We start from the raw sequence: 24173 nt of genomic DNA, 5'->3' as shown, positions 1-24173 counted from the left end.
CCAGTTATTTCAAGAACTTGATGCTCGGGGCGGCCGATTTGAATCTCCGCGTGAATTATTGATCGCATTCCGGTAATTCTCGGCCATTGACAGAAGAGCTAGTCTCGAATCTGCGTGATCAATGCTGTCAGCCCATTCGTGACAAGCAAGCAGCATACGCTTCCATCCCCTGATCTGTCGTCGACGACGCCAGACTTCTTTGTGAGCCATCCTCATCCTTTTAAATTTCCCTTGGAGCCGAGAGAAAAAACTAAGCATTTGACTAGCCTTATCCTAATCTAAACTCTCGCTTGGACCTAGGTAGTCAAAGGCAACCGATCCGGGGCAAAATTCAGCCGTTAAGAATGGGGCAAAATAGTTGCGATTGCAATATCTCGCCAGTTTCACCACGCACAAGGACCGTTGAACTATCATGCGTTTGCCAAGCACCACGTCACCGCTTTATCCGTGGAACGTGTGTCGGCTGCTTCACATGCCGACCCCGAGCCGGCTCCGCCGCGGCATGAAGCGCAAGGCGACTTCCTCTCCGGTCTCGATAGATTCATAAAGTGCTGAAATGAGCTCCAGGCTTTTCCGACCTTCAAGTCCATCGACGAGGGCTGCGCGGCGGTTGGAAAGACACTCGACGACGTGCTGATAGTAGGCTTGATGGCCAAAGCCGTAGACATTCGGCGGGTTCACGGAGAACCTTTCAATGACTTCCCTGTCCGCAGGTAGCTCAGCCTTGAAGCGCCAGTGGCGAATTTGGTTCATCGCAAATCCGCCAACTTCCACAACTCCTCCTTCACCCAAAATCGAAAGAGAGCCTTCAAGGTCCACCGGACGCGCAGCAGTCGTGGCCTCAATTATGCCTAGAGCGCCACTTCTGAATTTTAGCGTCGCTACAGCGGTGTCTTCCGTCTCAGTATTTACAAGTGCCGTAATACCTCGTGCATGAACACTGACGACATCACCGAAGAACCATTCCAGCATGTCGATGTGATGACTGGCTTGGTTGGTAAGTACTCCACCATCATATGCCCAAGTGCCGCGCCATGCATCCTGATCATAGTAGGCTTGGTCCCGGCACCAACGCACCCTTACGGTGCCCAATACGAGCTTTCCGAACCGACCCGCATCGAGTGCATCGCGCGCCTTTAAGATAGGTACGTTAAACCTATTCTGCTTGACCACAAAAAGCTTCACCCCAGCCTCATCGCAAGCCCGGATCATATCGTCGGCATCTTGAAGGCGCAGGGCCATCGGCTTCTCCACCACCACATGTTTTCCAGCTCTCGCGCACGCGATGGCATGTTTAGGATGAAGGCCACTTGGGGTTAGTACCGCTACAGCGTCAATATCCACGCGAGATAACAGGTCTTCTGCATTGTAGTGAGAAAATACACCGAATTTAGTAGCAACAGCATCAGCGCGCGCTCGGTCGGTGTCGCAGACAGCCACCAGTTTAGCGCCGGCAATTTGATTGCGGCCAAGCAGGTCAGAATGACGCTTTGCTATTCGCCCACATCCCAGCAGGCCAAACCTGATCACGGCAGTCTCCTTGGGAAATCGTGATCCAGACGGATCACCACATGCACTCTACTCATCAAAGGTGCATAGAAGCAAGAATCTGCTAAGATCGTCAAAACGCCGTAGGGTTGATAACCGAACCGAATTCGTAACACGTGCCGCGGCCAATTCTTACCAAATGTATCTCACTCTTTGCCCATAGTCCCGAGGTAGCTGGGCGGCGTACGAGTCTACTCCTCACCTTGGCAGACACTGCAAGCTACGATATCGCGTCAGGCCGCGGTCGACCCGAATTCGGGCACCGCATCCTTCAGGATGGTCCTGATGGTGGCGCGATCGTCGCGCGCGATCGCCTGCTCCAGCGCCACGATCCATTTGCGCAGCGTCTGCATCGGCGGCTCGTTCGGCTGCGCGGCCATGATGCCGGCGACGCCGATCTCACGGGTCGGCTCTTCGGTGGCGAACAGGATCTCATGCAGGCGCTCGCCCGGCCGCATGCCGGTGAACACGATCTCGATGTCGTAGCCGGGCTGCAGTCCGGACAGGCGGATCATGCGCTCGGCGAGATCGACGATCTTCACCGGCTGCCCCATATTGAGCACGTACACCGAGACGTCGGGACGATGCGTTCCGATCGCATGCGTGGCCGCAGTGATGACGAGATCGCAGGCCTCGCGGATGGTCATGAAGTAGCGGACCATGTCGGGATGCGTCACCGTGACCGGCCCGCCGGCCTCGATCTGGGCCTTGAACTTCGGGACCACCGAGCCGTTCGAGGCCAGCACGTTGCCGAACCGGACCGAGATCAGGCGCATCGGCGGCTTGGCGCCGTGCGACCCGGCAGCGAGATCGTGATCCAGCGCCTGGCAGTACATCTCGGCAAAACGCTTGGTCAGGCCGAGCATCGACACCGGCTCGATCGCCTTGTCGGTCGAGATCATCACCATGGCCTCGGCGCCGGCGGCAACGGCGGCATCCGCGACGTTGATCGAGCCGAAGATGTTGGTCTTGACGCCTTCACTCCAGTCGCGCTCGAGGATCGGCACGTGCTTGAGCGCGGCAGCGTGGAATACGATGTCCGGCTTGAATTCGGTCATCAGGCGCGTGATGCGCTCGCGGTCGCGAATGTCGGCAATCCGCCCTTCGATCTCGGCGGACGCGCCCCGCGCGGCGAGCGCTTCGGTGATCGCGTAGAGCGCCGGCTCAGAGTTCTCCACGATCAGGAGCCGCGCGGCGCCGAAGGCGACGACGCGCTCGCAGATCTCCGACCCGATCGAGCCGCCGCCGCCGGTGACGATCACCGCCTTGCCGTTGATCAGCGCTTCGAGGCGCGCATAGTCGATCGTCTCGCTCGGCCGCAGCAGGAGGTCCTCGACCGCGACGGCCGTGAGCCGCGGTGCATCGCCGCTCTCGAGCGAGGGCATCCGGTTGACGATCACTCCGAGCTTGCGCGCCCGCATCAGGATTGATTCCGGACGCGCTTCCGGCTCGAATGCCGAGGGCGTCATGACGAGGCGGGCGATGGGCTTGTTGCGCCTTATTAAGTCGGCGATGACGTCCTCGACGTCGTCCACACCGCCCAACACCGGCACGTTGCGGATGAACTGGCCGCGATCCGCGATCGACGGCGACAGCACGCCGACCGGCCAGATGCGCTTGATTGCTCCGCTCTCGATGCCGCGCAGGAGCACCTCGGCATCCGCGGCGCGACCGATGAGCAGCGTCGGTGCCGCTTCTCCGTCTCGCGCATGACGTCGCACTCGCGTATAGCGGAAGTAGCGGTAGGCCATGCGCAACGCGCTGAGGAAGGAGATCTCAAGGAACCAGTAGAGAACGATCGTCGCTTTGCCAAGGAAGAAGGCGCCGCGGACGTTGGGGGCAACGAAGATGTAGTCGAGCACCAGCAGGGCGACCGTCAGCACGGTCGCGACGCGGATGATGTTCAGCGCGTCAGGCAGCGAGATGAAGCGCCATTTCGTCGTGGTCAGGTTGAAGATGAAGAACACGACCACGCTGAAGGCGAGGAAGTAGGGCAGGATCTGGAACAGCAGCGGCAGTCGGTCGAAGAAGCCATCGCCGCCCTCGAATCGCAGATAGAAGGCGGCAAAAAGCGCCGCTGCGGTCGCCAGCAGGTCGTGGAGCGCAATCAGGAGATTGCGCGAGGTAAGGTGCGAAAAACGCGTCATCCGCCGACCGATGAAAACCCAGTTAGATGCAAGCTGCCCTGGGCTGATAGCCCATCTGCGCTAAACTTGCCAGCGGCCGCTCAAGAACCAGCTTCCCGATCTTCTCCGCCTTTTGAGCCACGCTGACGAAGTCGACCCACCACTACTCAAAAGCTGACGGCTTTACCAGTCCGGCCTCGGTAGCGGCCTAGCTTGCCACCCTCCACTCCGCATAATTGTCACCCATAAACCTGCTCAGGGTATGGTCGTCGACCTCCTTACCAACCACGCTCGCGTAAATCGATCGCCTGGCTCAACTGAGCCGTCGCGGCAAAATGCTCAACATCGTGCGCCTCTGCACACCGGGGAGAAGCGACGCAGAACGGCAGCCAAGAGGCCTACGCCAAACGTCTACCAATCTTCAACACCGCATCGGCGACTCTATCGATCTGTTGCATGGTGAGGTTGGAACCTGACGGAAGGCAAATTCCACGCTCAAAGATGTCATTTGATATATTGGTATTACCATGGCCGAAGAAGACACACGACGCGAAAACCGGCTGGAGATGCATCGGTTTCCAAATTGGACGCGCCTCGATGAATTCATCTGACAAATGTCGGACTAGTGACTGGCCAGTTAACCGTGAACCCGGGGCCAAGCACGCTGCCGAAATCCAATGCGTGGAATAACTCCATTCCGGCTCAGGCATAAGTTCAATCCAGCTTTCATTCGCGAATGCCTCGCGGTACCGCCGGAAGATGTTGCGACGCGCTTGAACGCGCTCATCGAGCACCTTGAGTTGACCTCTTCCGACACCCGCAAGAATGTTGCTCATCCGATAATTGTAGCCGATTACGCTATGCTGATAATGGGGAGCGGGGTCGCGTGCCTGTGTCGCAAGAAAACGAGCTCGATTGGCCAACTCCTTTTCGGATGTGACCAGCATACCTCCACCTGAGGTCGTAATGATCTTGTTGCCGTTGAATGAATAGATACCAAGCCTTCCGAAAGTACCTGAATGCCTGCCCCGATATTTTGCGCCGAGCGACTCCGCGGCGTCCTCCACCATCGGCACCCTATACTTTTCACAAAGCGCCACTATGGGCTCCATGTCTGCGCTTTGACCGTAAAGATTGACTACGATGACCGCCTTTGGCAGCCGACCATTTTTGCGCGCGTTCTCTAGCGCTCGTTCAAGCGCGATGGGCGACATATTCCAACTATTTGGTTCGGAATCGATCAGCACAGGTTCCGCGTTTTGATAAACAATCGGATTTACGCTCGCCGCAAAAGTCAGCGAAGAGCAGAAAACGCAGTCTCTGGCACCGACGCCCAAGAGCACAAGAGCAAGATGGATCGCGGCGGTGCCCGAGCTAAGCGCAACGGCACTATTCGCCCCAACCAACTCCGCAAGCTCCGCCTCAAAGGCATCGACGTTCGGCCCCAGAGGAGCAATCCAATTCGTTCGGAACGCCTCTTCCACATAATTTCGTTCAGCCTCTCCCATGTGCGGTGTTGAAAGCAGTATTTGCTCGTCAATGCCTCGGCGCTCTATAAGATCGACGACCCGGCCTGAAACATCCACCACAGGAAGATGATCTATGGTGTGCTTCTGCATCAGTTCGAGCGCAGCTCGTCGGGTTCGATTTTCTTGAACAACGATGGACTGGCGCTCCGATATGCTTACGAGCGTCTGCTCGAGCGAAGCGCCCTCGAGTAGGAGCCTACGCAGATCGCCATCCGTCACCGTACGCTCGAATTTGCGGTCATTCTCGACCAGGAGCAAGACGCCAAGACCGCTGCGATCAAGCATGTCGAGCGCATTGCGCAGGGTAGATTGGCGTGTAATGCAAATTCCCGAAATATCCATGAAACAGTCCTCAGCGGATTTTGCGGGCTGGCACACCCGCATAAGTTGTGCCAGGGGGAACATCTACCGTAACGACGGCACCGGCGCCAATTGTTGCGTCGTCGCCAATCGTGATGCCCGGAAGTATATTTGCTCCCGCGCCAATGAAAACTCGCAATCCAAGCCGCACATTGCCAGCCAGTGTTGCACCTGGAGCAACATGGCAGTGACTCCGAATTTGGCATTCATGATCGATGATCGCGGAATGGTTGATTATCACACCTTCAGCGACAGTCGCTGCGGGCGCAATAACGGCTCGAGCGGCCACGAACGCACCGTCTGCGAGGTCAACGTCTCGGGCGATCGTCGCGCTCGGATGGACAATGGTCGATGGCAATCCACCGCGCGCTTTCAACGCCTCGAAGATTCTAGCTCGAACGTCGTTGCGGCCGATCGAAACATGAAAGCGCTGTGCGGTCCTGTTGATGGTCGCATCTAAACGTTCGATGGTTAGCCCCAGAAACCTCTTGCCTACCCGGCTGGCGGCTTCGTCTGCTACGCAAACATTGATCTGCGGCTCGCGACACTGCAGTGCATCGAGAACCACCATGCCGTGGCCGCCCGCTCCAACCAGAAGATAACGCTCAATAGACATTGGTCTTCGCCGAAGAAGCGCCGGCAAGATCGATTCCGGCAAGCAGATTGATAATGCGTTCGCCCGCTTGACCATCGCCATAGACATTGGTCCCGTCGAACCGCGGTGATGAGAGCGCGGCCTCGATTGCACGATCGAGATCGTTGCGATCACTAGTGCAGTCGAAGACATTCGAGTTGCGTTGACGCAGGTTCTGCCGTGATCCGACGTTGACGACAGGCGTTCCAAAACTCGCGGCCTCGATGATGCCGGCACTTGAATTACCCGCCATCAGATTCGTCTTGGCTAACCAAGACAAGAACTCATTTCTAGGCAAATTGGTCGCCAGATAAATTTCGCCTGCGGCGGCACGGTTCTCTAGCATCCGCCTCACCCCTGCGCTTCCTGCATCCGAATTGGGCCTTAGCGCAACGACCTGAAGGTTCTTGGCCAGCATGGCATCAACGATATTCCTCGCATGTTCTTCGGAAGAGGCGGCCTCCTGCAGCACGGGGTGGTAGACGAAGAGGCCGACCAGGCCGTGTGGATCGAAACCGACGCGCCGGCAGAGGTCCTCGCGCCTGACCAGAATAATATTGTTCACATCGTCCAGTCCAGGCGCACCGACGACAGAAACGCGATCGGCAGCCTCGCCCATGCGGACCAGCCGCTCCCTGCTCTCCTCAGTTGCGACAAAATGAAAATGGGCTAGCTTCGAAATTGCGTGTCGTACCGGCTCGTCAACAGTGCCAGATCGCTCTCCGCCATGAATATGGGCGACGGGGATGTCGAGATGCATCGCAGCTAGCGCTCCGGCCAGCATTTCCCCGCGGTCCCCTAGTACAAGAACCACGTCCGGTTGAATCGCCTGGAGTGCACTGACGAAACCGATCAGCATACGTCCTATGTTGCTGGCCATGAGTGCGCCGGACGGTACACCTGTCTCAACTGTTACGCGTGCCACGATCGGCAGAGTCGCCTCCTCGATCTGCCTAACGGTGAAGCCATGTTCCACCATCAGGTGCATTCCGGTAACGATAATCGATAGCTCAAAGGTGTCTGAAGCGTGGATACGCTGCAAGGTCGACTGCATCAGGCCGAAATCCGCGCGAGTGCCTGTGATGTAGCAAACTTTGCGAGGTCTCATGCGAGGTCCGACCAGACTAGCGTCTCTCCCGCCGCGATCGCGCGCGCCGTTCTCATCCCAATTACCTTGTCGAGGCCGATCGGCGGGATACCGGTCCCTGGCCGCATTAGGGCAACGTCTTGTCGGACAATTGGGACGCCCGCATCGAGCGCACGGATGGCGGTGACACTCCGGCGCACCAGATCCCGCACCGGCAATTCGGAGGGCGTCGGGGCCTTAATAGCGGAACCCAGAGCTTGCTCGATATCGCGGATTTGCCGCACCAACGCTGCAAGGTGATTGGGCTCGAGGGAGGCCTTGTGGTCGGGGCCGGGTAGCCCGGAGTCAAGCGTAAAATGCTTTTCGATGACACTCGCACCCAGCGCGACGGCGCCAGTCGAGACCGCAAGGCCCAGCGTGTGATCGGAGTATCCCACCGGCAGGCCGGTGGCTCGCGCCATGGTGTTCATGGCCCGCAAATTGACGTCGGCGCTTTCGGCCGGATAGTTTGAGGTGCAATGCAGAAGGGTCACGATGTCGCCGATCCGCTCGGCGAAACCACGGCTCTCCCGCACCGCGCGGATGATCTCGATAGCGGTGACAACTTCCTCGAGTTCAGCCATCCCGGTAGAAACGATCAGCGGCAAACCCTTGGACGCCATGTGCCGGAGCAGCGGCGCGTTGGTAATTTCGCCGGAGGGGACCTTGATGCGCTTGATGCCGAGCGCGACCAAAAAATCGAGCGATTCGTCATCGAATGCCGTGGACATGAACTCGATACCGAGTTCGGTACAGCGTGCGAACAAGCGCCGGTGCAGACCCTCCGACATCTCAAGCGCCTTGAGCATGCTATGCTGGTCGCCGTCGCCGGTCGCCTGTTTCTGATACTCGGCCTTTTCGGCGCCCTTGCGCGTCAGCTTGTCGGCGGAAAAGGTCTGGAACTTGACCGCATCGGCGCCGCTTTTGGCGGCGGCTTCGACCAATTCCACGGCCATTTTCTCGTCGCCGTTATGATTGACGCCGGCCTCGGCGATGATAAAGGTCTTCATGGCGATTTGCCGTAATGTTTTGCCAGGGCCTCAGCGGCGACCCAGTCTGCCTCGGTATCGATATCGACCGCCTCGCAAGGCTGGTCGCAGAGCACTCCGACCGTGCGGGGAGGGAAAAAACCTCCCTGCGCTTCTAGCACAGTCGAGCGGATCAGGTACATGTTGCCGGCGATATAGACCACAGGCGGAAGTTCCTGCGACCGCAAGGTGATTTGTTTGCCTTCGGCGAACGGTCGCAGTTTGCCGCCCTGCTCCCAATGGAACGCATGATTCGGATGGGGATGGGCCGGCGCCACGCCGATCACAGCATCGGCGACGCCGCGATCGATATGGGCGAAAGCTTCAGTCCAGCGTGGCGGCTCGCGGACCGGCGAGGTCGGTTGCAGCAACGCGACCAGATCGAAGCTGTTTCCGATTTGCCGCTCCCGGGCCAGGATGTCGAGCGCCACCGCCGCGGAGGTCGCCGTGTCGGTGGCAAGGGCCGCCGGCCGCAGGTATGGTACATCGACGCCTTCGGCCCGGCTCGCATCAGCGATCTCTTCGGCGTCGGTGGAGACGATGACCTTGTCGAACCGCTGCTGCCGTTGGGCAAAGCGGATAGACCAGGCAATCAGCGGCACGCCGAGAAAGCTCTTCGTGTTCTTGCCAGGCAAGCGTTTTGAACCACCGCGAGCCGGGATGATAGCCAGCGTCTTCACGTGCGAACCACGCTACCGTGAGAGGAATTCCTTCAGCATTCGCAACCCGACCGTTCCGCTGCGCTCGGGATGAAATTGAGTCGCGGTGACATTGTCGCGTTTGACCATCGCGCTGATGCGGTGACCGCCATAGTTGCAATCGGCAAGCCGGTCATCGTCGTTCGCGGGCTGGGCGGCGAACGAATGCACGAAATACACCGCCGGGCTTTCGGTTCCGAAGGGCTCAAGCAGGGTTTTTTCCCAGCTGCGGCCGGCCTGCGGCTCGATCAGATAATTCCAGCCGATATGCGGTACGCGCTGCGAGACGCCATCGGTATCGGTGTTGGGAATCATCCGCACGCGTCCGGGCAGAATACCGAGGCCCGGCGTCTCGCCGAACTCCTCACTGGCCTCGAACAGGATCTGCATGCCGACGCAGATGCCGAGCATCGGACGCCCGGACCTGACGAATTGATGGATGGCTTCGCCGTGGCCGAGACGGTTGACCGCACGCATGCATTCGGAGAAGGCCCCGACCCCGGGAACCACCAGCCGCTCGGCGGCCACGGCATCCCTAGGGTCTTCGGTAACATGGACGTCGGCGCCCGCGTGCTCCAGCGCGCGGGCGACGTTCAGCATGTTGCACATGCCATAGTCGAGCAATGTGATCTTCTTGGCCATTAAACCTGCCTGACAGCCAATCCGGCCTTTAACGCGGCAGCCCGGATGTCACCCAATTGCACGCGCTTATAGTGCAAGGTATCGGCCATGGAAATCCCGTCGGGCCGGGCCGATTCGGCCAGTTTCAGGAAGTCCACGATGCTGCCCATTCCACCGCTGGCGATCACGGGAACCGTCGCCAGCCTGCTGACCTGGCTGATCAAATCGATGTCGAACCCCTTTCGGGTGCCTTCCCTGTCAACCGAGGTCAACAAAATCTCGCCGGCCCCCATTTCCACGCCACGCTGGACCCATTGCAGGACGTCTAGCCCGGTCCGCTCTCGGCCATTGTCGGTGTAGGCTTCCCATTTGCCAGGCGCGACCTGCTTAGCCTCAATCGACAAAACCATCGCCTGGGAGCCGAAATGGCGCGCAACTTCACCAATCAGCTCCGGACGGGCAATGGCCGCCGTATTGATGGCAACCTTGTCAGCCCCCGACCGCAGGATGTGCCTGGCATCATCGACCGAGCGAATCCCGCCGCCGACGGTTATGGGAATAAAGACCTGATCGGCGGCGCGCCGGATGATGTCGCTCAGGTTGTTCCGCCCGTATAGGCTGGCGACGATGTCCATGTAGACCAGTTCGTCTGCGCCGGCACGGTAATAGTCGAGCGCGAACTCCTGCGGGTCTCCCATGACGCGCAAGCCCTCGAGCTGGACGCCCTTGATGAGGTTTTTCCCCTTGATGTCCAGCCGAGGAATGATTCTGAGGTTGCTCACGTCGGATTACCCGCCAGATCCGGACTTATTCTTCCCACACCGCATGACGCAATTGCCAGTTGTTGCCGACCCACTTCCACAGATTGGGGGAACGGAAACTGTCGGCAAGGCGGGCAAAATACTGTTCGGTCATGATCGGATGCTCGAACATCTTACTCGCCTCCGGGAACTCCTTCTCGGGAATGCTCAGATAACGGAAGATCTCCTCGGCAAAACGTGACGGATATTCGTGGTCGAAACGCTTGACCAGTGCGACGCCCTCCTCTCGGTCGATGTCGCCGGATCGAATTTCCTGCGATGCGTCGTAGCTCGCGCGGCCGATGCCGAACTTCACCCCGGTGGTGTAGTAGTGGAAGTCATCGATGCGGTCGTCGATGCTGTTGTACTTGCTATAGGTGCCCGGCGTTCGCTCCGGCGAGGCCTGGAAACCGCCGTGCTCGACCGCGTAGTAGTAACAACTCTGCGGATGCCACTTTAGATAATAGCCGAGATAATGCACCTCGACCTTCTGCCGCTCGATCTCGTTGGGATCGGCGGGCAGATAGGGCAGCAAGTCCTGATGCTCCACCCCGAACTGGTTTTTCAGGTCGGCGATCGAAACCCCGCCGAGATAGATTTTCGATTGGTCGTCGGAGGTGAAATAGGACCAGTCGCGCTTGGCCGTATCGGTATCGCCGATCGGATTGCCGTACTCGGCTTCGTTCTCGCCGTAGATCACCAAGGGTATCTTGTGCAGCAGCGCCATCTTGGGCGCCAGTGACTTCTGTCCGAACATGAAGGCTTGGAACGGATGGAACAGGAGATCGACCGCCAGCCGCGTCAGCAGCCGGTGCACGCGGCCGTTGGGCGTCATCAGCATGTTGTCGTGGCCGGCGTGAATCCAGCTCTGGAAGTTCTTCCAGCCCCATTCGGTATAGATATGCGGCGCCCAGGTGACCGTGAGCGGGTGCATGCCGTATTTGGTGCGCAGGATGTGGGAGGCATAAAAGCTGTCCTTTCCTCCCGATCCCGGCAGGATGCAATCATACTTGCCGTCGCGGCTGCGATGCTGATCGAGCAGATCGCGCAACTGGCGCTCGCGCTCATCCCAATCGATTGTCGCATTCTTCTTCTCGGCAAAGCGGCAGGCGTCGCAGATACCTTCGGCGTCAAAAAAGATGGTTTTCTTCTGAGTGTCCTTGGTGTGGGCGTACTCGACCGCCGAATTTGGCCGTTGGTTGGAAATGACACACCGCTTGCAAAACACGACTTTCTTCGGAAGGCCGAATCGGGTGGTCAGATTTGTCGCGTCCGGCGCAAAGAGCGACTTGTCTATTTCTTTTGGGGCCTGAATCTTTTCCATTCGGGAAACCTCTAACTCGCCAGCATCGTGGCCGTCTGTCCGCAGCCAACAACCGCGCCGGTCGCAAGCTACCAGATTTCGGGATTGCGCCGCTTCTTAAGCTATTGGAGGCGGAAAAACCAATGGATTATTGCAGAGCAAAATAGCCGATTTTGTCCAATGATCTAGGACTTTAGGCGGCCTTTCGGTCGGCAGGCGAGAGACGCCCCGGTCACCCGCTGATAGACCTCCAGGAGCTTGGCGGCGTTCTTGACGGCTTGGAAATTGGATACGGCCATCTCATAGGCCGCCTCGCCCATCCGCGCCGCCAGCGCACGGTCGGACGCGACCGTGGCGATGCCATCCGCCAGGGCCTGAGCATCATGCGGTGGAACCGCCAACCCGGTCACGCCGTGGACCAACGTGTCCGCCAGCGGCTTCCTGACCGCGGCAATGCTGGGAACCCGGAGGAAGGCGGCCTCGAAGATCGGGCGACCCGGAGCATCGTAGTGCGACGGAAAGCACAGAACGTCCATGCAGGCATAGGCCCGTGCAATGTTTGCCATAAAGCCGACCATGTGGACGCGATCGGCCAATCCATATTCCTCGATCTTGGCTTTTACCTCGGTACCCACGTCCTGTCCGATCCCCAGCCGGTTCAGGATACGGGCCTTCAGCGTATTGGAGCCGCTTGCATCACCGCCGACGATGACGAACTCGACATTGAGGCCGCGGTCCCGCGTCAGGCGCGCAGCCTCAATCAGTTCGAAAATGCCTTTCACACGCAACAGATTGCCGACAAATCCAACCTTGAACGACTCCGGTTTCAGCCTGAGCTGGTCGGCCAGCGTGGCAGCCGACTTCTCCGGAGGATCCAGTGACAGCGAGTTGTGAATGACATCGACCGGCAGATCCGGCGGCAGGCTGGCCCGCACGTTTTCATCGATGGCAATGACCGCGCTCGCCCGATCTCGCAACATCCGGGAGATCCAGCGGGTTCGAAGGGATTCCCGGTCATCCCTGACGACCGAACGCACATGCACGACGACCGGCACCTTAAACAGGCGCGTGGCAAGGAGCCACGGCAGCAAGCCGGTGATCTCGTTGATGTGGATCAGATCGACCGACTTCCACTGGCGGTGGGCCCGCAACAGCCCCGCGATCGTCGACGGCACCAAAGCGATTTCACGAAGCAGCACCAGCCAGCGCAGTCCGCGATAATAGCCGTACCGCGTGTTGTCGAACTGGCTGATCCCGGCCGTCTCGATCATGTCTCCAAGCCTGGACAGGAAGGCATGAATGCTGCCGCGCGGCGCCACGAATACCGGCTCAACGGCGCCCGCGGGCAACGCGCGCACGACCTCATAAAGGCTGCGGCAACCGCCAGCAAAAGCGCCCGTCATGTGAATGTAGAGGACCCTCATGACACGTTCTTCAGTGCCGCCATACTGCGCGCAGACAGATAGCGGTATGCGGCACGATCAGCGCATCGTTTCGCAAACCCGAACTGGCTCTGGAAGTCTTTCATGTCATCCGATCAATCGCCGCGACGAATTTACCAGCCGCTTGGCGAATGCAAACACGTCGCGGTTGTTTTTATAGTCCAGGAAAGTCTTGCGCGGCAGGGTCATGATCGCTTCGAACTGCTGCGCATCCAGATTGAACTTCTTGATGACGTATTGACGGTCTTCCTCCAGAAGATCGGCGGGATAAACCGGCGCCTTCATGGCCTCGACCGCGTCGGGCCGCGTCATCTGGCCGGACAGCACGAGATTCGAATAATGCGCCTTGCGCTTGTCGATATCGAATTTACGCGGCAGCAGATAGGCCTGATAAAACCGCGTATAGATCGATTCATAGTGCTTGCCGCCGTAATAGACCCAGCCTAGTTCGTTCTGCAGAATATTCATCGCCTGGTTCTTGTTGTAGTCGATGAAATTGAGCACCGAGACCATCCGGATGCGGCGGAGAAAAACGTAGTAAAACAGATCCAGCAAAGAGAAATGAGGATAGGTCGAAAGCCTCGCAGATCCAAAACGGCGGTGAACATCCTTCACGTAGGACCAGTCGAAATATCCATAGCCCCATTTCTCCGGAAGGATCGCCTCTGATATCACGTTGGTGCCGGTGATGACGTGCTTGAGCCCGTGTTTCGCGGCGATCTTGTACAGGAGCGCGAAAATCGCATGATCCGTCGGCACCTCGCCGTCAGGGGTCGAAGCCTTCAGGAATGAAATCTGAAGATCCCGAAATTCTTCCCAATCGATGACATGGGTATAGAGATCGATACCGAGCTTGTTGAGCGTCTTCTCGATATTGGCGACGGCAAGTTCGGAATTCCAGCCATTATCGAGATGGACCGCCAGCGGTCGCAATCCTAGATCCTTCACCACCCACGCCACATAGGTGCTGTCGACGCCGCCACTGACCCCGATGACACAGTCGTACGGCTTTCCCTCGCCCGCCCGTTTCACTTCGGCAACCAGTTGCGCGAGACGCTCCTGGCGCTGGGCCGGCGGGATGATCCGCTGACGGGCAACACCCTCATAGCGGTGGCAATGATTGCAGACACCCGCCGCATCGAACGAGATGTCCGGATCGGTCGTATCCATGATGCATCTCGTGCAGACTGTCACGCTCTCGGTCCCTCTTGAACACAACGCCGGATTCATGGCGGCTTACCCTAATTAAAGCAATCGGGCACTTGGAGAAATACTGATCTTTTGGCCTGCCTGGCGCAGATCGGACTCATCGGGCGCGCAAGTCTTGCGCCGGTCCGTTTCAACCGAGGACCGCCGACAGTTCGGCATGTGAGGGATAGGTGATGAGCACGGCGCGGTGAGGGCCGTGAAACACGAACATCGCTCCCGCCGCGACCGCAGCGGCGCCACCTTGTTTCGACGCGACGCCCAAATCGGCGATCGTGCCCGCGCCGCCGGAGGCGATCACGGGAATGCCGACCGCCGACGCGACCTTCGACACCAGTTCGATGTCGTAACCTTTCATGGTCCCGTCGCGATCGATCGCGGTAAGCAGAATTTCACCGGCGCCAAGCTCGGCCATCATCCGAGCATAGGCCACCGGCTGGTGCCCTGTGGACCTCGTTCCGCTGTCGCCATAGACCTCATAGCGGCCCAGCAGCTTGCGTTTCACATCCATCGATACCACGATCGCTTGGCTGCCGAATTCATCAGCCGCAGCGCGCACGAATTGCGGATCGGCCAGCGCGGCGGCATTGATGACGACCTTCTCGACACCCAGGCCCAGTATCCTGCGCACCTGCTCGATGGTAGTTATTCCCCCGCCGTAGGCGACCGGCATGAAACATTCGCTGGCGATGCTTTCGATGGTGCTGAATGCGGGTCCCCTGCCGGTGCGAGACGCTGCAATATCGAGCAGCACGAGTTCGTCGACTTCCTTTTCGTTGAATATCCGGATCGCATTGATGGGATCGCCAACGTAGACCGGATTTTTGAACGCGGTCGTCTTCACGAGGCCGGCACCACGCAGCAGCAGCGCGGGAATGACGCGGGTCTTCAGCATCGCTCTACAAAATTCCTAAGGAACGCCATTCCGAAGCGGTGGCTCTTTTCCGGGTGAAACTGCGCTCCGAACAAATTGCCGCGCTCGAATGCCGCCGTGAATGTACCGGCGCCATAGGACACCTCGAGCAGGACGTCTTCCGTCACTTTGCACTTCACGTGATACGAATGGGCAAAATAAAACCGCGCATCGGCGGGAAAATTCGCGGTGAGCGCGGAAGCCTTGGCGGGAACAACTTCGTTCCAGCCCATATGCGGGACCTTAAGACCGGGATCCCCGTTCTGATTGAACCGGACGGCTTCGGCCTCGATCCAGCCGAGACCGGACAGCACGCCCTCCTCGCTGCTCCGCGTCATCAATTGCATCCCGAGGCAGACCCCAAGGGTCGGAATCCGGTCGACCAGCGCCTTTTGATTCAGCACCGGGATCATACCGGATTCCCGCAATTTGCCCATGCCCGCATCGAACGAACCAACCCCGGGCACGATGATCTTGCTGGCCCCGTCGAGATCGTCCGGCGATGCCGCGATCCTGGAGGCTGCGCCAATCTTCTTGAGCATGTTTTGCATCGATCCCAGGTTGCTAGTCCCATAATCGACGATCGTAATCATTTGCTCTTCCCTATGTCGCCGCATTCGGCAAGAAGCGCCCTGATGTTCTCGATGTGGCCGCGACGGAAATATTGGTCCGAAACGCGGTTCGACACCGTGGGCCAAGCACGGTTCTCGACCATCATGGCCAGCGCGGCGGGATTGTCCACCAAGGCGGCGTCGTTGCGTCTCACCAGGTCGAGCACCAGTTCGTGTCCGGGCAACGCCAGAACCCCGGTCGGCGTGCCGATCCCCAGCGCTTCGTAATGGCACGCCGAGGAAACACTTAGGTGCAGGTCGGACATGGCGATCATCTCGAACGTATCCGGCCTGGAGTTGCCAGGCCACAGCTTTACCCGGTCATCTGCGGAAAATCTGCTTTCATAGTGGTTTGTACCGATCTCATAGCCCGGATGTAGCCGGATATTGAATTGCAGGGGGGCCGGATAGAGTTTGAGGAACGCTGCGACGAAATCAGCCAATTGCTCCACGCCAGTTCCCTGTGACGTCAGTGTCACAACCGGCCGGTCCGGATCGGTCGAGAATTGACGCTGGCGCAGCGCCCGGGCGGACTCGATCCATGAAGCGCCCACCTCGCGAATCCGACCAAGCCGGCCCAGCGCCGAATCCTTCAACAGGTCGCCCCACCACGAACCATAGACCGTCAGGAAGTCCGGCAACAGCATCGCACCTTGATCGAATTCGAGCGCCTCGGCGGGAAGTGAATCCGGATGGTTTTCGCTGAAGATACCGTGCTGCATTTCGACAAAGGGAATGCCGAGCGCGCGCGCCGCCAGAAACAGTGCGAACTGCCCGGAGTTCGGGATCATGACGCAACCGGGCCGGAGCCGCCGCAGAACGATGCGATAGAGCCAGCTCCGCCAGATCAGGACGCTGTATTTGCGGCGAATTCGTTCTGCCGTAAATTCGGGCAGGCCGAGATCGTTGACGATGGTTCGTGACAGCGTCTGGAAAACATCGTCATGGCCGCGCACCCCGAAGATGCGCCCCAGAACGGCACTCAGCGCCACCACCGAGGTGTCGTTGAAGACCGGCTGACGAACTGCGCCCTTGGCATGTTGCTCAAAGCCGGGCGCATCGACATACAGCATCTTTCCGCCACCACCGATCCCATCGATGATGGGATCAAAGTAGATATCGCGCCAGCCACGTCCATCGAACGTGCGCAGCGCCGAACTCATGGTGGCTCCGAGATATTGAATGCCGCGCGGCGCAAAGAATAATTGTCTGACGGCGGAAAACATGCTCGCCAGTATTTCGCGCTTGGAAGCCATCGGGCGCGACAGCCCGAGATTTTGCAAGGTGAAGGAAATCTCGAACCGGAGAATCCGCCACAGCGATATCCCTCTGATCGTCAGCCCGAACACCCGGTGACGCCGCTCAAACTCCTCCAGAACAGCGGCGACCTCAGCTTCCGACCGGGGTGACGGGGATGACGCCATTCATCTCAGGCCGAAGATATCCGCGACCAGCTTCATGGAGTGCCAGGAATCCCCAATGGTGGCCAGGTTGGCCGGTTGGCCGCGCGTCGCTGCGATCGCTTGCACGGCCTGATAACGCAATCCCGGCTTGTAGGCGGTATCGTCGGCGTCGATATCCGGGGCGGTGACGGCCCGGGTACCTCGCAGCTGGACGGAAACCCGCTCCAGCGGTCGCAGCTCGATGCGTTGCTCCGGCGTGTTGACGGTGACGATCCAGGGTCCGGGACCGTTCCAGATTCCCTCATAGAGCCCGACGTCGCCGCTGCTAAAGTTGATTTTCGCCAAAACCAGTCCAGGCCGTTCCGGCTTCCAGGGCACGATTGGCTCGACGCTCGCGACTTCGCCGCGGCCCAGAACGCGGAAGTAGTCGATCAAATGGATCGAGTTGGCGAACATGTAGTTCCGCGCCACAAGTTCGGGCTGCTTGTTCACCAGCATGGCGGATTGCTGGTCCTGCTGATCGATAACCTTGATGAACCTCTCCGACGAGCTGCCCTTGAGCAGCTCGAGCGCCTGCCGCGTGCTGGAGTAGGCCCTGCGATTGAAGGCCACGAATGCGCGACGCCCGTTGCGATCGGCTGCGTCCCGAATCCGAGTGGCATCGGCAAGATCGTAGCCGGCAGGCTTCTCGAGCAGCACGGTCCATGGATGCTCGAAACAGGCGGCCGCGACCTCCGCCATCGAGAGTTCGATGACCGTCACGACGACCAGGTCCGCCTGCGTCTTGCTGTAGAGATCGGAAACGGACTCGTAGACTTTGGTGCCATGAACGGCCGCGAGCTTCTCGGCGCGTTCGCGGGTACGGCTGTAGACACCGGCAATGGTCACGTCGGGCAGACCGGCGAAGGCCCGCATGTGCTCCTCGGCCATATAACCCGCGCCGACGAAGGCGACTTTCAATCCGGAAGCCAAATCCAGTCTCCTCAGGCCCACATGAATTTGCGTTCGATCGGCAATCCGTTTCCGAGAACAACCGTGCGGCCGCCGCTTTCACCCGAAAGGTTTGCGGCCACCAGCACAGCAATGGCATGCCGCCCGTTCTCGCCGGTGGGGTATAGGTCACCCGAAAGCATCGCGCGCCAAAGGTCTTCCGTCGGCTTGGTCACGTCCGCCTGGGCGATCTTGCGTTGAAATTCCTTTGCTGGCATTCCGTACCTGGTGGTCGGAAGGTCGCGGTATTCGGGCAACCGATGGATGCCGCGAACGAATCCAGCCAGCTCGTCAACCAGGATTTGCCCATTTCGGCATCCGTAAATAACCTCGATGCCGTGCCCGAGGTCGGCCCCAAGCTCGATGATCAGCCGTCCCCCAGACGCCGTAATGCCGCGCAATTGCCCGGAGCGGTCGACATACTGCGGTCCTCTGGGATTGGGGACCGCGTTCGGGTCAAACCAGCAAGATATTTCCGTCACCTCTTCGTTGGTCAGGTAGCGAAAGGCCTCGAAGTAATGACAACCGTTCATAGCGAGACCGAAATTGCTCGCGGTGACGACCATGGACCGCAATCCGCCGAATTCCGGCGTCTCCGTCAGCGCCTTGATATCGATGTATTGCTCCATGAACCGCATCTGGTGGTTGATCGCCAGCTTTGCCCCAGCCCCGCGGCACGCCGCGATCATGCGGTCGCACTCTTCCAACGAGGACGCCATCGGCTTCTCGCAAAGGATGTATTGTACCCCTGCCGCTACTGACGCCAAGACATAATCGCAATGGCTCGGCGCAGTCGTTGACACCACAACCGCGTCGGGGGCCACGGTATCGAGCATCATCTGCACATCTGCAAAAACCAAAGACTCTTCAACGTTACACTCGTTTATGGTCGCTAAAAGTGCCTCGGGTGAACTGTCGAAAATCCCGGCCAGACTGAAGCCAACCTTACGAGCTGCAAATATGTGCCGGCGGCCCATGCGCCCTGCGCCAATCACACATAGTTTCATCTAATTCTCCTGATCAGGACACGCACTTCAGTGCGGGACGCAGCAAAACGAGAGTAACAGAAATTTCCCTATTACGCGCCTCGTTATGCCGTGCGTTTGATGTTTGCCGTCTGACGTGTTTCATTGCAATATCGCTGGCTCAGCGGGAACAAAAGAAATTCCACCGGGTCGCACAGCCCCTTACGGTCCCTGGAGAGCGCTAGCCGCGGGGGGCCTACGAAGCCGACGCGCCATGATGCTAAGCTAGCAGACTGCCGTCCAAGACAGTGCCTGCTTAATATCGGCCCTTCAAAATGCAACGAAAAACTGAGGCTAATGCAGAGTAGCGCCTCCGCATCGCTCTCATCAAACTCGAAGGTTTACAACTCCGTCGCGCCCATCCCATGTTTAGTGCGATCTTGTGACAACCGCAGACATGTCAGTTCGAGGGTCTAAGCGACGAGCGCGGTTTAGCGTAGTACAATCAGACAATCAACGCCCCGGAACGAGTAAATTCAAGAGTTGCGAGTAGAGCTGCGGCAGGAAACAGTAGTAAGCGCCTCGCTTTCTTGCACCTAACACTTCCACGATGATGCAACTAGCGTGGCAGCGCCAAATAAGAGTGCCCTGCTGGACAAACGACCGTCGCCCGTTCGATCGCGATTGGCATTAAGCTAACGCGGCTTGGTACATCAGACGACAAATAATAAACCTGCTTTTATCGATCGTCGCTTGGCCAGCTGGCTACTCTGCTTGGTCATGTTCAAAGGACTGGGACTCTATCATCTTCGAGTAAAGGCCTTTTAGCTCCAGAAGAGCGTGGTGATTCCCCGTTTCGGCAACACGTCCATTCTCTAGGACCACGATAGTATCCGCCCGTTTCACAGTCGAAAGACGATGGGCAATAACGATAATGGTTTTACGCTCCTTCGATAGATTTTGTAGTTGTTTTTGAATTGCCTGTTCGGTCAGCGTATCCAACGCGCTTGTGGCTTCATCTAATAGCAGGACCTCAGGGGCCCGAAGAAACGCCCGAGCCAAGGCAACACGCTGCCGCTGCCCTCCGGAAAGACGAGTCCCTCTATCGCCCATGCGGGTGTTGTAACCCTCTGGCAAGCTGTCAATCCAGTCGTCGATAGCCGCCAGTCGTGCGGCAGCTTGTAACTCCTGGTCTGAAACCTCTCCCCGAAGTCCAAAACAAAGATTGGCTTTGATTGTATCGCTGGTCACCAACGTTTCCTGAGTGACAACGCCTAGTAGGCGCCGCCACGATTCGATGGCCAGACTGTTTAGATCGGTTCCATCGATCTTCACACTGCCTGAATCAGGCCGATAGAGTCGGGTCAGTAAGTTTACGATTGTCGTTTTCCCAGCTCCGGACGGCCCGACGATAGCGACCAGCTGCCCCTTGGGTACGACGAAGCTCACCTGCTCAAGAGCATTGCCCTGTTGCCCCTTTCCATATGCGAAGCTAACGCGATCGAAGCGTATCTCCTTCGCGAAGTTCTCGATCTGAGCATGCCCATCAATTTCGCGCTCCTGCTCGGCCCTCGCAAGAAAAGCGTCGAAATTCCGAAACGCATCCAAATGGATAATAATGTTGTTGCGTGAGATGTTTATTATGCTGAGAGGCGAAAGGATGCGCAGCAGCAAGACGAAGAAGATGACGACCACTCCAATTTCTTGGGCGGCGCTCTCTGCTCTCAGCGTACCTATCAACATCACGATTGCACAGATGAGGAGGCCACCCACCGTGCTGAAAAACGGAATGGTCATGTTTTCCACCGCGACAACTTTGTCGCGCGCACGCTCAAGCTGAAGTAGTGACTTTTCCAATCCACGCAACACTTCGGGAGTAGCGCCCGCGAGGCGGATCAATTTTCCTCCGTTTATTGTTTCATACAAAATCTGACCAAAGCGAGCGTTGGCCTCGGACACGTCGCGACCGACACTATGAACTAAGTTAGTTGTCAGCCCCCTGAAAAGCAGCGATGCCAACGCGACGTAGACGACAGCGGTGACCAAAAGAATGGGAGACACTAGGGTCAGAACCAAGATATAGCTCAACAATACCGCAATGTTGGCAACCAAGGTCGCAACAAAACGTAGAGCGATCCCAATTCGTGCAGGTTGATTGGTGGTTAGGTTCGAAACCTCGCCGGCACCCACCTCGTCGGCGAACTTCATGCTCGTTCTGACGAAGATTGAGTAAGCGCGAAGGCGGAGCGCGAAGTCGACACGATGCGGGATTACGTATCCAACAAACTCTTGCGCGAATTGCACCACGCCTCGCAAGAGCACGATTATTAGCATCAGCCCGCCAGCCCATAGCAGCCGCTTGTCGACGGGCAAGACATCAAAGATGCGAGAAAGCCATCCCAGGAGGGGAACGTTAGCAAAAACGTTCTCTTTTCCCATCGTTTGAAGCAGTGGTATAAGCAAAAAAACGCCAACGCTCTCGGTCAACGTTCCAAACACAGCGAGCAATACGAATAGTGACAATAAGCCAAAATGCCCAGCAGCATGGCGCCGAATAAGCGAAAAGACTTCGCCGTACTTCCGAACTCGTGAAGCTATTCTAGCTCTCAAACTGCCACTCCATCGAATCCCCCCAAATCCATGAATGCCCCGTTCCATTGAAGCGAAAGGAACAATTGACTGACGCCTGCCAATGCGTCAACTACCATCTAGCGCACGATCAGGTGGACCTAGAGTGACGGCAAGTGGCGAGTCCGTAGACGAAGCAATCTTCGTGGCACGTTAGGTTAAGGTGCCCAAGCCCACTCTCAGCAAACAATATGACCGGTATTGCAAAGAAAGCCGGGCTTCCTTTCAGTGAAGCTCGTTACAGGCCTGAAATTGACGGATTGCGCGCCATCGCTGTCCTCGCAGTGATCATTCATCACGGCCATTTTAGCCTCTTCGGCGCGCCAGCAGTACGAAACGGCTACCTTGGGGTGGATATCTTTTTTGTTATATCGGGATATCTAATTGGCAGGTTCGTCTTCGCTGAATTGGAAAAGGGCACTTTCTCGCTTCTTGACTTCTGGCTAAGGCGAGCGAAAAGAATTTTGCCTGCGTTGTTTGGAACGCTAGCCGGAAGCCTTGTCTTCGCCGTAGCCCTGCTCCCCCCTCAAGCCTTGATAGACTTTGCGGAAAGCTTACGGGCATGTGTTTTCTTTGTTGCCAACATCTTCTTTTATCGTAGAACCGACTACTTTGCGGAGCCGGGCGACTTGACACCCCTTCTCCATCTGTGGTCGCTATCGGTAGAAGAACAGTTTTATCTCATCTTCCCACTTAGCTTAGCGGTCACATGGCGATACTCTCGGAGAGCTATCCCATGGCTCTTGGGGGTAGCAGCCGCTGCTTCACTCTTCCTCGCTATACGAGCCAAAGGCGTCGATCCGGCAGCCGCATTTTACCTGTTTCCATACAGAGCATGGGAACTGCTTGTCGGCGCAATTCTCGCATACCTCGAGTCGAAGTTCGGCCGACCACGTAGCAGACTTAGAGCTGTTGCGCCCCTCTTCGGAATGCTTGCGATATTTACGTGCTTCTTCCTCGGGTGGAGTCTCAACACTGGATCTATCGTTGCTGTTGTGGGAGCAGTGCTTATCATCTCCGGTCGTGACGGACCGGTGTCTTACATACTCGGTCATAGAGCTTTGACCGGCGTCGGTGCGATTTCATATTCGCTATATTTGCTGCACCAACCACTTTTTGCCTTTGCGAGAAATTATTCACTCAACAATCCTGGCGAAGGCACGTTTCTTCTGCTCTCGATGTTGGCGATCCTAGCAGCAGCTCTCAGTTGGCGATATGTTGAGCAACCTTGGAGAACCGGCTCCGTTTCGTCAAAAAGATTTGCCTCTGTCGCAACAATTGCGGGATTGGCGCTCACGTGTGTCGCCGGAGTGGTCGTTTACAAAGACGGGCTGCCTGGCCGGTTCGACGCAGAACAGCTCGCCTTGCTGGAGCTGCGCCCGGAGCGGGGTCTCATGTCGATCAATGGTCGCACCTGTACGAGGCGGAGCGTCGCAGACGCCTGCAAAATCGGAGATTCAAACGTATCGCCTTCATTTGCGATTCTTGGCGATAGCCACGCCGAGACACTAACAATTCCGCTTGATCGCTTGCTTAGGCAACAATCAGCGTCCGCACTGATGTACACAAACGCCGGATGCCCGTTCATCAAAAACGTCGCAGAGCAAAACGGCAATTCCAGTTGCAGCCAGTTTGTCGAGGAAGCACTCGCTGCCATACGGAAACAGAAGATCTCTCGTGTCATTATAAACGACCGGAGCACGGCCTACATCCTCGGGACGCGGTTCAACAACCTGGAAGGCGGCGTCGAACCGGGCGATCCTTTCCCAGTTGCTCCATTGGGCTTCACTGGAAGTAATGATGAACGAATTCAAGAAGTCGTTGCGCAATTGAGGCGAACAATTCGGCAGCTCTTAGCCAACGGAATTACGATATACTATATTTTGCCCGTTCCTGAAGTCGGATGGCACGTACCCAAGACGCTCGCCAAGCTTGTTGCGCGAGGAGGAGCCCCCTTAACGACTTCTCTATCAGTATACTTGGAACGACACAGACTTGTCCTTGATTTGGCAAAAGAACTTAGTCCAGATCGCATGTTCATCCCCATCTATCCCCACCTTGTTTTTTGCCATGGAGACAGGTGTGTCACTCACGAAGGCGACGTGGTCTACTACACCGATACTGACCATCTTAGTCTACAAGGAGCCGACAAGCTAATTTCCAGCGCCAAGAAAATTGTCTTCCCGCAATAGAGCTAACCCTAACCACTGAAGCTTTGGGCGAGGATATCCGTGTAACGAAG

19 protein-coding genes are annotated in these 24173 nt (G+C 57.7%); 1 reads left to right on the top strand and 18 read right to left on the bottom strand.

Translation table 11 applies throughout. The features are described 5' to 3' along the window. Positions 1 to 468: 468 nt before the first annotated feature. The 18 genes from JQ580_RS28855 to JQ580_RS28770 form a co-directional block, all read right to left on the bottom strand. Positions 469 to 1530: a Gfo/Idh/MocA family protein gene (locus tag JQ580_RS28855; RefSeq protein WP_212283997.1), complete on the bottom strand. Its 1062-nt coding sequence runs from the start codon at positions 1528 to 1530 to the stop codon at positions 469 to 471. 251 nt (positions 1531 to 1781) lie between these two features. Further along, positions 1782 to 3695 (bottom strand): SDR family NAD(P)-dependent oxidoreductase, encoded by a 1914-nt coding sequence (locus JQ580_RS28850; protein ID WP_212283995.1) that lies wholly within the window; start codon positions 3693 to 3695, stop codon positions 1782 to 1784. Positions 3696 to 4072: 377 nt separating this feature from the next. Beyond that, positions 4073 to 5545 carry an aminotransferase class I/II-fold pyridoxal phosphate-dependent enzyme gene (locus tag JQ580_RS28845; protein ID WP_212283993.1) on the bottom strand — a complete coding sequence of 491 codons (1473 nt, stop codon included), beginning with the start codon at positions 5543 to 5545 and terminating at the stop codon, positions 4073 to 4075. A 10-nt stretch (positions 5546 to 5555) separates the two neighbouring features. Then, entirely contained in the window at positions 5556 to 6179 is a 624-nt protein-coding gene (locus JQ580_RS28840) for an acetyltransferase (protein ID WP_212283991.1), read from the bottom strand. Continuing rightward, on the bottom strand, positions 6169 to 7305 hold the full coding sequence (neuC, locus tag JQ580_RS28835) for a UDP-N-acetylglucosamine 2-epimerase (protein WP_212283989.1): 1137 nt from the start codon (positions 7303 to 7305) through the stop codon (positions 6169 to 6171). Before neuC ends, JQ580_RS28840 begins: the two co-directional genes overlap by 11 nt. Next, on the bottom strand, positions 7302 to 8333 hold the full coding sequence (gene neuB, locus JQ580_RS28830) for an N-acetylneuraminate synthase (protein ID WP_212283987.1): 1032 nt from the start codon (positions 8331 to 8333) through the stop codon (positions 7302 to 7304). The genes neuC and neuB overlap by 4 nt, the downstream gene beginning before the upstream one ends. Further along, on the bottom strand, positions 8330 to 9031 hold the full coding sequence (locus JQ580_RS28825; RefSeq protein WP_212283985.1) for an acylneuraminate cytidylyltransferase family protein: 702 nt from the start codon (positions 9029 to 9031) through the stop codon (positions 8330 to 8332). The genes neuB and JQ580_RS28825 overlap by 4 nt, the downstream gene beginning before the upstream one ends. A 12-nt stretch (positions 9032 to 9043) precedes the next feature. Then, positions 9044 to 9691, bottom strand: coding sequence for an imidazole glycerol phosphate synthase subunit HisH (gene hisH, locus JQ580_RS28820; protein ID WP_212283983.1), 648 nt, complete (start codon positions 9689 to 9691; stop codon positions 9044 to 9046). Then, complete coding sequence (hisF, locus tag JQ580_RS28815; protein WP_212283981.1) at positions 9691 to 10452, bottom strand: imidazole glycerol phosphate synthase subunit HisF; 762 nt, start codon at positions 10450 to 10452, stop codon at positions 9691 to 9693. Before hisF ends, hisH (JQ580_RS28820) begins: the two co-directional genes overlap by 1 nt. Positions 10453 to 10477: 25 nt before the next feature. Next, the gene (locus JQ580_RS28810; protein ID WP_212283979.1) at positions 10478 to 11794 is read right to left on the bottom strand and encodes an N-acetyl sugar amidotransferase; all 1317 of its coding nucleotides are present in this window, start codon (positions 11792 to 11794) and stop codon (positions 10478 to 10480) included. Between the two features lie 164 nt (positions 11795 to 11958). Beyond that, positions 11959 to 13197 carry a glycosyltransferase family 4 protein gene (locus JQ580_RS28805; RefSeq protein ID WP_212283977.1) on the bottom strand — a complete coding sequence of 413 codons (1239 nt, stop codon included), beginning with the start codon at positions 13195 to 13197 and terminating at the stop codon, positions 11959 to 11961. 105 nt (positions 13198 to 13302) lie between these two features. Continuing rightward, positions 13303 to 14445, bottom strand: coding sequence for an N-acetyl sugar amidotransferase (locus tag JQ580_RS28800; RefSeq protein WP_212283975.1), 1143 nt, complete (start codon positions 14443 to 14445; stop codon positions 13303 to 13305). Positions 14446 to 14554: 109 nt separating this feature from the next. Further along, positions 14555 to 15316: an AglZ/HisF2 family acetamidino modification protein gene (locus JQ580_RS28795; protein WP_212283973.1), complete on the bottom strand. Its 762-nt coding sequence runs from the start codon at positions 15314 to 15316 to the stop codon at positions 14555 to 14557. Then, positions 15310 to 15927 (bottom strand): imidazole glycerol phosphate synthase subunit HisH, encoded by a 618-nt coding sequence (hisH, locus tag JQ580_RS28790; RefSeq protein ID WP_212283971.1) that lies wholly within the window; start codon positions 15925 to 15927, stop codon positions 15310 to 15312. Before hisH (JQ580_RS28790) ends, JQ580_RS28795 begins: the two co-directional genes overlap by 7 nt. Continuing rightward, positions 15924 to 17369, bottom strand: coding sequence for a hypothetical protein (locus tag JQ580_RS28785; protein WP_212283969.1), 1446 nt, complete (start codon positions 17367 to 17369; stop codon positions 15924 to 15926). Before JQ580_RS28785 ends, hisH (JQ580_RS28790) begins: the two co-directional genes overlap by 4 nt. Next, the gene (locus tag JQ580_RS28780) at positions 17370 to 18308 is read right to left on the bottom strand and encodes a Gfo/Idh/MocA family protein (protein ID WP_212283967.1); all 939 of its coding nucleotides are present in this window, start codon (positions 18306 to 18308) and stop codon (positions 17370 to 17372) included. A 23-nt stretch (positions 18309 to 18331) separates the two neighbouring features. After that, positions 18332 to 19345 (bottom strand): Gfo/Idh/MocA family protein, encoded by a 1014-nt coding sequence (locus JQ580_RS28775; protein ID WP_212283965.1) that lies wholly within the window; start codon positions 19343 to 19345, stop codon positions 18332 to 18334. A 723-nt stretch (positions 19346 to 20068) separates the two neighbouring features. After that, positions 20069 to 21961 carry an ABC transporter ATP-binding protein gene (locus tag JQ580_RS28770; RefSeq protein ID WP_283814005.1) on the bottom strand — a complete coding sequence of 631 codons (1893 nt, stop codon included), beginning with the start codon at positions 21959 to 21961 and terminating at the stop codon, positions 20069 to 20071. A gap of 161 nt (positions 21962 to 22122) precedes the next feature. Between JQ580_RS28770 and JQ580_RS28765 the strand changes: the two genes are divergently transcribed. After that, entirely contained in the window at positions 22123 to 24123 is a 2001-nt protein-coding gene (locus tag JQ580_RS28765; protein ID WP_212283961.1) for an acyltransferase family protein, read from the top strand. Positions 24124 to 24173: the final 50 nt, after the last annotated feature.

The sequence above is a fragment of the Bradyrhizobium sp. SZCCT0148 genome, assembly GCF_018129985.1.
Taxonomy (GTDB): Bacteria; Pseudomonadota; Alphaproteobacteria; order Rhizobiales; family Xanthobacteraceae; genus Bradyrhizobium; species Bradyrhizobium japonicum_H.
Note: the sequence above shows the minus strand (reverse complement) of the source record. Positions and strands in the feature narration are given on the sequence as shown.